Raw genomic sequence first — 10,378 nt, forward strand, 5'->3', positions numbered from 1 at the left:
GGGACAGAACCTCCACCGAGGCGGTGTCTTCCTCGACACTCCAGCAACCAGCATACCGAACCAGTACTCTCGCCTTGATGCACACCCTGCAGCAGCAACCGTATAGATATCGTCGCTAGAACGAGAACGCTCTGTCACGATTTTGTGGCCCGATCAGGCCTCTAAATGTTGGGGACTACGTAAACGGACTCATCCGATTCGCGTGGTGTCCGGTTCCGCGTACGCGCCCGGATCCCCTCCCAGGAAGCGGCGGAAGCGCTCCTTGTCCTCCGACGCCGCCGCGTTCCACCGCGCCACGTTCCCGCGGCTTGCCGCCGCCGACCGGACGAGGCCGCCTTGGCCGACCCAGACGGCGAGCGCCGCCGCCGCGGCCTCCGGATCCTCGGGGGAGACCAGCAGGGCGGAGGCGCCCAGCACCTCGCGGAACACCTGCGCGTCCGGCGCCACCACCGGCAAGCCGCCATGCTGGACCTCCAGCAGGGGCAGGCCGAGCCCCTCGGCTTTCGATGTCGAGAGCAGCAGGTGGCAGGAGGCGGCCAGCGCCCGCAACGCCGCGTCGGCGAGGTACCCGTACCGGTGGAGGTAAGGCGGCGGGTCGTCCAGGAAGGCGTGGCGGCCCCAGCCGACCCGCCCGACCAGGTGCAGTTCCGCCGGCATGCCGGCCCGGTTGAGCGCGGCGACCAGTTCCAGGGAGGCCGCATAATCCTTGCGCGGCTCGATCGTGCCGATCGCCAGCAGGCGCAGCGGCATGCCCGCACCATAGGATGCCGGCCCCGGCAGGTCGGCGAGCCCGAAGGCGTCCCGCACGGACGGCCTCAGCAGGGCGACCCGTGCGTGCGGCGGGCAGACGGCCCGGACGGCGTGTCCGGTGGTGCGGCTGTTCACGAACAGGTTCGGGCACCAGCGCAGCGCCCGGGCGAAGCTCGGGCTCATGTAGAGCCGGCTCTTCAGGCTCAGATCCTCCGGCCGGTCGAGCAGGAAGGTGTCGTGGACGTAGAACAGACAGCGTTCGGCCGCGACGGCACAGAGCGGACCCGGCGGGAAACCGGGGAACAGGAAGAGCGCGTCACGGTCGGCCAGAGCGCGCAGCGGCAGGCCGAACTGCTGTTGCGCGATCATTCCGGGCAGCGAGCCGCTGGTGACCGGCCGGACATCGTGCGGCGCGAGCCGGTCCGGGGCGAACAGATCGAGGGTGATCCGCTCGATCCCGGTGACGTTGCCGCGCAGATGGGTCTGGTCGAGATAGATCCGCCGGACGCCCTGTGGTTCTGGGCTCGGCCTCACGGAACGCTCCGCCGCAGGGTGCCGGCGAGGTACAGGCAGCGGCGCACGAACAACGGCATGCGCCGTCCGAGCAGCATCTGCTTGGCTCGGCGCAGCCGGCGCACGAGGGGCCGGGAGGGCACCGGCACCGTGCCGGACGCACCCGGCTGCCGCTGCGCCGCGAACGGGAAATGGCCGAGCATCGCGGGCGTGAAGGTAGGCCGCCCGGAGCCGGCCAGCAGCCCGCGCGCCCGGACGATGCGGTCGAGCGACAGGACGGCGGCCGCCGGGCTATGGCGGCTCTCCAGGGCGATGCGCGCGAAGGCCCCGAGCCGCGCCCGCGCCCTGGAATCCTCCACCAGCTCGGCCAGGGCCTGGGACAGGGCGCCGGGCTCGAGCGGGACGAGGCGGCCGGACACGCCGTCGATCACCGACGAGGTCAGGCCGGACGTGCGATAGGCCAGCGTCGGCACCCCGCACAGGCCGGCCTCGATCGGCGTCTGCCCCAGGGTCTCATGCCGGCTCGCGGTGACGTGGAGGTCGCAGGCACCGTACCAGGCGGCCAGGATCTCCTCGTCCGCGATCAGCCCCGGCGCGAACAGGTTCGGCACGCCGAGCCGGGCGGGATCGTCGAGCCGGCCGATCGCCACGACGCCGACGCCCGGGCGCGCCACGGCCTGGAGCGCGTCGCGCAGATCGGAAAAACCCTTGTCGGGCCCATCGACGATCACCGCCGAGACCAGGATCAGCACATCGTCTGCGGGCAGGCCGAGCCGGCGGCGCAGGGCGGCGCGGTCGCCGGGACGGAACGCGGCGGTCGGGAAGGCCAGCCGGATCCGTTCGACCACGGTACCGGGCGGTGCCAGGTCCAGCGCGCGGGCCAAAGTCCAGTCGGAATTGGCCAGCAGCCACGGCCCGGCGGGACCGGACAGGACGGCACGCTTGCGAGCGTGCATCCCGGCGATCCGGTTCGGAGCGAGTTGCGGGTACTCGTCCGGGCCGGGACAGGTCGCGTCGCATCCGGCGATGGCGCGGGTGCAGGCGCGCGGATGGCAGCAGCGGCCCGTGAGTGGAAAGAGATCGTGCAGCACCAGCGCCACCGGGCCGCCCCGGGCGAGGCGCCCGACCACGTCGAGGCTGCGGGTCGCCCCGTGCAGGTTGCCGGCCAGGATCAGGTCGGGGCCGGCACCCGCGACCGTGGCCTCGGCCGTCGGGAAATCGTCGGTCCATTCGGCGGCTTCGGGTCGGTCGCTCAGGGCGACATGCGTCACCCGGTGACCCGCGAGCGCCAGAGCCTCGGCGAGCCGTCGCTGGGCCACGCCGGCACCGCCCTGGGTACCGGTGCCCGTGAGCGAGACGATCGACAGGGCATCGGGCGCCTCAGCCGGCGCCCGGTCCACGCGCTGCAGCAGCACCGGGCGGCCGATGGTCCCGCGCACGGCGTCCGTCACCGCCGACCATGCGGCAGCCGCGTTCAAGCGGCCGTTCGCGTCGAGCATCGTCTGCGCGCTTAGGGAACCACGCATCCACAACACCTCGCCGCCGGTGAACGGCAGGTCGTCCGGCGCGTCCGACGATGCCGTCCCGGGCGTGTCGAGCGCCAGCACCCTGTCGGTGAACAGGACGCGCAGGCCCGCCACGGCGACCGCGCCGGTCAGCGCGGCCTCGAGCGCCAGCGCGGTGAGGGCATCGGGGGCGAGCAGGTCGCCGGCGGCGAGCCAGAGCACGGCGTCGCAGGTGGCATCGGCCACCAGCGCCGCAACATGGGCATGCCCGAGATGCGCCGGCACGACGTCGTGCCGCAGCTCGGGATAATCCTGGCGCAGGACCGAGGCGGCGGTCTCGTGCAGATCCGCCCCGGCCGCGGCGACCGTCACGATCCGGATCCGCGGCCAGGGGCGTCCGTCCGGCAGGGTGTCCGGTCGGCGCATCCAGGGCGCGGCGGCCCCGAACGGCCAGCCGGCGACCCCGTGAGCGGGCGGTGATGCGGGGGCGTCGGTCAAAGGCGGTTCGTGGGTTCGAAGGGGCGTGCACCGTGATCGTGAAGGATGAAGATTGCCTCTCGGGCCGGGCCATCCGTCGGCCCTCGACGCGGATTCGGGCGGTGCGGGCCGCCATGGCATAGGCCGACCGGACAGGGCGCGTCGGTCATCGCGGGGCTCCGTTCCGGCCGAGGCCGCCGGTGCAGAGCGTGTCAGTACCGGGTTGTCACCGCGTTCAGCCAATCCGGCGAGGCCGCCACAGCCGCGGCCTCGACGCGCTTGTCGGTGCCGGTGAGGACGAGCAAGCCGAGCACCACCATCACGACCCCCAGGGCCGCCTTGACGCGCGTGCCGGCCGCCGCGAGCCCGCCCCGCCAGCGCATCAGCGCCTCGCGCGAGACGAGGCCGAGCAGCATCAGCGGCGCGGCGGCACCGATCCCGAAGGCCAGCATGGTCGCGGCGACGTCCCCGAGATGCTCGCCCCGGGCCGCCAGCAGCGACGCTGCGCCCAAAGTCGGCCCGACGCAGGGGCTCCAGGCCGCCCCGAGCAGCAGGCCCACGCCGAACTGACCGGACAAGCCACCGGACCCGAACCCGCCGAAGCGCTCCTCGGCCCAGGCCCCCGCGGGTCCCGCCGCGGTGGCGACCCGCGCCTGCAGACGCGGCAGCGTCAGGACCACGCCCAGGATGACGAGCAACACGGCGCCGACACCGCGGAATACGTCCCCGTCGAGCCCGATCGAGAAGCCGATCGTGGCCACGAACAGTCCGATGGCGGTGAACGACAGCGCAAGGCCGAGCGCCAACGCCACCGGCCCCAGCCGATGCTCCGACGCCGCGGTGCCGAGGACGATCGGCACCAGCGGCAGGACGCAGGGCGACAGCACCGACAGCAGCCCCGCCAGGAACGCGAACCCGACCGTCCCCAGCATCGTTCCGACCTTCCCGCGATCTTAAACCCTCGCGCCGGCTTCGCGCCGGGGGGCGACGGCGTCAACGGGGATGCCGATCACGGTCCGGTTTGATCGCCGCGCAGGTGTCCGTCGGGCCCGTCGCGCCGAGCCCAGGAACGAATACCAATATGGGTTAGGCAAGGCGCCGAACGGAGCAGTTTATAATGGATGTCGGAGTCCAGGAGCCGACCTAACTTTTGCCGCGGAAGCCGCTACACGGTGTCATGCCCGAACGCAGCCATCTCCAGCATGTCATCGAGAGCGCGATCGATTTCGCGATCGTCGTCACCGACCTGGATGGCATCGTCAACGACTGGAACGCCGGCGCGGAGAACATCTTCGGCTGGCGAAGCGGCGAGATCCTCGGTACCTCGGCCGACCGCATCTTCACCGCGCGGGACCGGGCGGCCGGGCGGCCGCGCGAGGAGATGCACGTCGCCCTCGCCGAGGGCCGCGCCGCCGACGAGCGGTGGCACGTGCGCAAGGACGGCTCCGAGTTCTGGGCCTCCGGCGAGTTGATGCCCCTGCGCCGCGAGGACGGCACGCGGCACGGCTACGTTAAGATCCTGCGCGACCGCACCGGCCCGCGCGAGGCCGGCGAGCGCCTGCGCAAGACGGAGGATCTGTTCAGGACGCTGCTGGACACGGTGGAGACGGCCTTCGCCATCGTCGAGGTGAAGTTCGACGGCGACCACCCAGTGGATTACCGCTTCCTCGAGGCCAACCCGGCCTTCGAGCGTCAGGCCGGCGTCAACCTGCGCGGGAAATGGGTCACGGAGTTCGCGCCCGACCTGGAGCGGTTCTGGTTCGAGACCTACGGCCGCGTCGCCTGGACGGGGGAGCCGGCCAACTTCGAGAGCTACGCCAACAACTTCGAGCGCTGGTTCGACGTGCGCGCCATCCGGGTCGGCGAGCCCGCGGACCGGCATATCGCGATCTTCTTCAACGACGTGACCGCGCGCAAGGTCGCGGAAGCGGAACTCCGGACGCTCAACGACACGCTCGAGCAGCAGGTGCAGGAACGGACCCTGGAGCTGAACACCCTTTGGGACACGTCGCCGGACCTCCTGCTGGTCATCGATTTCGCGGGGGTCTTCCGGCGGGTCAATCCCGCCTGGACGAAGATGCTCGGCTACACGCCCGAGGAACTCCTGGGCCGCCACGTCAACGCGTTCGTGGTCCCGGACGACCATGCCGAGACCATCGACGCCTACACCGCGGCGGCTGAGGGCGCCCAGCCGCGGATCGTCAATCGCTACCGCCACAAGGACGGGTCGCTGCGCTGGATCTCCTGGGTCGCGGTCCCGGCGGGAGACATGCTCTACGCCACCGGCCGGGACGTCACGGCCGAGAAGGAGCGCGACGCCCTCCTGCGCGACGCCCAGGACTTCGCGCGCCTCGCCCTGTCGGCGGTCGGCGGGGTCGGCGTCTGGACCTACGAGCTGGACAGCGACCGATTCTTCTACGACGCCGCCATCGCCAAGCTCTACGCGATCGATCCGGACCGCGGATCGGAGGGCATCCCGCGTCCGGACTTCCTCGCCAACGTCCACCCCGACGACCGCCCGGCGCTCAAGACGACCATGGCGGGCGGATTGGCGAATACCGGCGACCTCGAACTCGAGTACCGCCTGTGCCACCCGGACGGCACCGTCCACTGGGTCCTGTCCCGCGGCCATACCTACCACGACGCCGAGGGGCGGCCGCTCCGGCGCACGGGCGTCGGCATCGACACGACCAGCCAGCGCCAGACCGAGGAGGCCTTGAGGCAATCGCAGAAGATGGAGGCCGTCGGCCAGCTCACCGGCGGCCTGGCCCACGACTTCAACAACCTGCTGGCCGGCATCTCCGGCGCGCTGGAGCTGATGCAGACCCGGATGGGCCAGGGCCGGTTCGCCGAACTGGACCGCTACATGACGGTGGCCCAGGGGGCGGCCAAGCGCGCGGCCGCCTTGACCCACCGCCTGCTCGCCTTCTCGCGCCGGCAGACGCTGACCCCCAAGCCGACCAACGTGAACCAGCTCATCCTGGGCATGGAGGAATTGATCCGGCGCACCATCGGGCCGGAGATCGGCCTGGACGTCGTAGGAGCTCCGGCGCTGTGGCCGGCGCTGATCGATCCGGGCCAGCTCGAGAACGCGCTCCTGAACTTGTGCATCAACGCCCGCGACGCCATGCCGGCGGGCGGGCGCATCACCATCGAGACCGCCAACACCCACCTGGATCGGGCCGCGGCCCTCCGGCACGACCTCCCCGAAGGCCCGTATCTCGTGCTGAGCGTGACCGACACCGGCACCGGCATGCCCCCGGAGGTGATCGCCCGGGTGTTCGAGCCGTTCTTCACCACGAAGCCGATCGGCCAGGGCACCGGCCTCGGGCTCTCGATGATCCACGGCTTCGCGCAGCAATCGGGAGGCCAGGTGCGGATCGAATCCGAGGTCGGCCGGGGCACGACCGTGTGCCTGTACATGCCGCGTCATTGCGGTGAGGCCGAAGGCGGCGATGTCGCCCTGCAGCTCTCCAGCGTGGCGCGGGCCGGCCAGGACGAGACCGTGCTGATCGTGGACGACGAGCCGTCCGTGCGGATGCTGGTCACCGAGGTGCTGGAGGATCTCGGCTATACCGCGATCGAGGCGGCCGACAGCACTGCGGGGCTCAAGGTCCTGCAGTCGGACGTGCATATCGACCTGCTCGTCACCGATGTCGGCCTGCCCGGGGGGATGAACGGCCGGCAGATGGCGGATGCCGGCCGCGAGCGGCGCCCCGACCTCAAGGTTCTGTTCATCACCGGCTACGCCGAGAACGCGGTGCTGGGGCACGGCCACCTGGAGCCCGGCATGCAGGTGCTGACCAAGCCCTTCCCGATGGAGGCGCTCGCCGCGCGGATCAAGGATCTGATCGTCGCCCGCTGATGGCCGTTGCGGGCGTGATCGCCGGGTTGCGTCGGCTGCCGTCCCAGGTATGCGGCGTCGCGGAACGCCATCGCGTCCGCGGTGTCGGATCCCCGGCGTCCCGGCGTTCCCGACCGCAACGCCACGGTCGGCATCAACGCGACTACGACGGGTTCCGGTTCAATCGGCCGGGCCGGCTGAGGCCGGTCATGGCGGATATCCGACCGCATCTTTCGGCCGTGTGCTGCGCAGCAGCCTCGACGGAGCTGCCCAGGGATCGCGCGGCGGGCCCACAGCATGCGATCTTTACCCTTCCCGGCGACCATGGGGACTGCACCGCGTGGCCTCGCCGCCGCTTCGATGCCGCAGTCCGAGGCCTCGTCTTGTCCATCCGGAATGTCCGCACGGATCGGTGCGTCGAACTCGATGTCTTCAAGACGTTCCTCGTACTGGGCATGGTGTTCGCCCACGTCGTCCAGATCGTCCAGGCCCCGATCGACGGGTTCACGGCGGGCCTGTCGAACGTCATCAACCTCGTGAGCTTCTCGGGATTTCTGTTCGCATTCGGCTGGGGGACGGCCCTGTCCGCCCGGTCCGGCCGGGTTAGGCCGGTGTGGGTGCGGCTGCAGGGGCCGGCTAAGATCCTGCTGGCCTTCTACCTGTCCGGGATCGGAGCCGTGATCCTGACCGACGGCAACGGGTGGTCGGCGGCGCGGATCCTCGGCGTGGTGACGCTGATGGACCTGCCGGGCCACAGCGAATTCCTCGCCTCGTTCTTCGTCCTGAGCCTCGCGATGGTTTGGCTCGGCAGAGGGCTCGGGCACGTCGTCCGCAGGCCGGCCTGTCTGATGGCGTGCGTTGCAGCCTCGGCCGCGTTCGGATGCCTCCCGTTCGACGGTCCCGATCTGCCCTGGCTGGCGATCTTCGTACCCGCGCCGGACAACACGTATTTCCCACTCGCCCCGTACGCGATGTGGCTGTTCCTGGGGGCCTTTTACGCCGACAGGACGGAGCCTTTCGGCGGCATCGATCTCTGCCTCGCCGCGTCGGCGACCTACGCCCTCCTGACCGTCGCGTCGATCACCGGGAGCCTGCCTTCGCGGTTCCCACCATCGACCGTGTGGGTGATCGGGCCTGCGCTGTTCCTGCTGCTCTACCGGGCGGCCAGCATGGCGATCGTGCGGCGCATCGCGGTCCCGCGCCTCTGGACCAGCCCCGGTCGGCACGACCTGATCTATCTGGTCGCGTCGAACTTGAGCCTGTTCGCCGTCCAAAACGTCTGGGGTCCGATCGCTCGAAGCCCGTGGGAGGCCGCGGCGCTCACCATCGTCCTGATGGCCGCGATCACGGTCCTCCGCGCGGCGTTGACGCGTGCGACGCAGGCCGCGTTCATGCTCGCACCGACGTGACCTCCTAACCGCGCGCGCCGTCGCCCGTGACTTCGAGCACGACGCAGGCGCGGATCGGCCGGCCGTACTCGTCGGTGCCCGCGACCGTGACCCGGTGGGCGCCCGGCGCGAGGTCGTCGGGCAGGCCCGCGGTCCAGATGTGGGTCGAGGGCGTCGCCTGCACCCAGCTCTTCCTGGTCTCGGGATAGCGGGCGTAGAGTTCGGTCACGAACGGATCGAGCCGGCGCGTCCGCGCCATCGGCGCCGGCGCGCGGTCGCCGATCCGAATCGCGAGGTTCGTGCGTGGGCCGCCGTCGAACACGTTGACCACGAGATTGGTCGCCGTCAGCGCGTCCTGCGGGACCGGCGGGCGCAGCCCCTGCATCGGGTGGCTCGCCCGGACGATCTCGGGGGCGGCCGGGCGCAATTCGCTCTCGAAGGCGATCCGCATCGCCGCGTCCGGCTCGCCCTGGGCGGGGACGAAGCGAGTGGTGTAGTCGGTGCCGCGGATCGAGAGCACGTGGAAGCCGTTCGGCGTGCCGTCGCGGCTGTCGGCGGACGGGATGCCGGTGCGGGTATCCGGCCCGCTCCACCACGAGCCGGACACGGCGGTCATCACGTGGTGGTGGTGCCGCTCCGCAAGGTAATGGTGCTCGGTGGTGTGGGTGTGGCCGGCGAGGCTCAGCACCGTCCGGCCGGCCAACAGGTCGAGGAGCGCGGCCCGGTCGATCGTCGCGCTGCGCGGGTCGTCGCCGGTATCGGTCACCAGCGGGATATGGGTCGCCAGCACGATCAAATCGTCCGGCGGGATCTCGGCCAGAAGGTTCTTCAGGAAGGTGAGCGTGCGCTCACCGACATGGCCCCGGTAGGTGTTGGCTCCCACGGGCACCGGCGGCCCCATCCACTCGACGTTGTCGATCATCACGAACAGCGCGCGCCCGTGGCGGAACGCGTAGGTCGGCGACCCGAACACGCGCTTCCAGGTCTCGCGGCTGTGGCGGGCGTCCGGTGCCTGCATGTTGAGGTCGTGGTTGCCGGGCAGGCTGTACCACGGCAGGCCGATCCACCCGACGATGCGGTTGGAGCGGCCGTAGAGCGAGAGGTCGTCGAACAGCACGTCGCCGGTGGTGAGGCCGAAGGCCGCCGGGATCGCCATCGCCCGGGCGACTGCGGTGTCGCGCACGTGGTCGAGCTCGAACCGGCTCTCGGGCTGCGGATCGGTGAACAGGATCACGTCGAAATCCGCCGGCTCGTCGGCCTTCGTCAGGGTGAAGTCGATCGAGGCCGGGAGCGGACCGGTAGGCGCGATGCCCCTGTAGCGCAGGCCGAGGCCCGCGGGCGTCCCGCCGGGCTGGTGGATGTAGGAGTGGCGGGGCACGTTGTCGGCGTCCCGCGGCAGGGCATAGCCCGGCGGCTTGATCACGAACACCACCCCGTCTCCCGGCATCGGCAGGCGGTAGCGGCCGTCCCCGTCCGTCAGCACCACCTCCCGGCCGTTGGAGACCAGCACGCCCGGCAGCGGCGCGCGCGTGGAACCGGCCGCCCCGACGGCATAGACGATGCCCGTGGCCTCAGCGGATCCCTGCGCGCCGGCACGGCCGGCCAGGAGCGAGAGGGCGGCGGCGCCGGCGACGGTCTCCCGGCGGGTCAGACGTCCGGACGCTGGGATCGAATCGCGTGGCATCGGGGGCTCCTACTCGGCGGCAAAGGCCAAGCAGAGGCATTTGACTGCCGGATGACAGAGCGGCCCCAAACGCGCGAGGCCCGCACCCCGGGTCGGGGTGCGGGCCTCGGCTGAACCCGATAAGCGCGGCGCGCGGCGAACTTAGAGCGCCTAACAGAACCGTCTGATCTGGTTGAGAGTGATGAGGCTGGCGGCGAGGCTCGTGAAGGCCTCGTAG

Annotated in this window: 6 protein-coding genes; 2 read left to right on the plus strand and 4 right to left on the minus strand. The window is 71.1% G+C overall.

Going from position 1 to position 10,378, the window contains the following annotated elements:
* Positions 1 to 189: 189 nt before the first annotated feature.
* The 3 genes from AC0IY0_RS18170 to AC0IY0_RS18180 form a co-directional block, all read right to left on the minus strand.
* Positions 190 to 1,284 carry a glycosyltransferase gene (locus AC0IY0_RS18170; protein WP_471764895.1) on the minus strand — a complete coding sequence of 365 codons (1,095 nt, stop codon included), beginning with the start codon at positions 1,282 to 1,284 and terminating at the stop codon, positions 190 to 192.
* Positions 1,281 to 3,266, minus strand: coding sequence for a glycosyltransferase (locus AC0IY0_RS18175; protein WP_471764896.1), 1,986 nt, complete (start codon positions 3,264 to 3,266; stop codon positions 1,281 to 1,283). The genes AC0IY0_RS18170 and AC0IY0_RS18175 overlap by 4 nt, the downstream gene beginning before the upstream one ends.
* A 191-nt stretch (positions 3,267 to 3,457) precedes the next feature.
* Positions 3,458 to 4,177 (minus strand): cytochrome c biogenesis CcdA family protein, encoded by a 720-nt coding sequence (locus AC0IY0_RS18180; protein WP_471764897.1) that lies wholly within the window; start codon positions 4,175 to 4,177, stop codon positions 3,458 to 3,460.
* A 245-nt stretch (positions 4,178 to 4,422) separates the two neighbouring features.
* On the opposite strand from AC0IY0_RS18180, the gene AC0IY0_RS18185 reads away from it, so the two are divergent.
* Both AC0IY0_RS18185 and AC0IY0_RS18190 read left to right on the plus strand, forming a co-directional pair.
* On the plus strand, positions 4,423 to 7,110 hold the full coding sequence (locus tag AC0IY0_RS18185) for a PAS domain-containing hybrid sensor histidine kinase/response regulator (protein ID WP_471764899.1): 2,688 nt from the start codon (positions 4,423 to 4,425) through the stop codon (positions 7,108 to 7,110).
* Positions 7,111 to 7,472: 362 nt separating this feature from the next.
* Entirely contained in the window at positions 7,473 to 8,498 is a 1,026-nt protein-coding gene (locus tag AC0IY0_RS18190) for a heparan-alpha-glucosaminide N-acetyltransferase domain-containing protein (RefSeq protein ID WP_471764901.1), read from the plus strand.
* A 4-nt stretch (positions 8,499 to 8,502) separates the two neighbouring features.
* Here AC0IY0_RS18190 and AC0IY0_RS18195 read toward each other — a convergent pair whose 3' ends face one another.
* Positions 8,503 to 10,161, minus strand: a complete 1,659-nt coding sequence (locus tag AC0IY0_RS18195) for a calcineurin-like phosphoesterase C-terminal domain-containing protein (protein ID WP_471764903.1) — start codon at positions 10,159 to 10,161, stop codon at positions 8,503 to 8,505.
* Between the last annotated feature and the right edge of the window lie 217 nt (positions 10,162 to 10,378).

Source organism: Methylobacterium sp. AC315 (assembly GCF_979253755.1).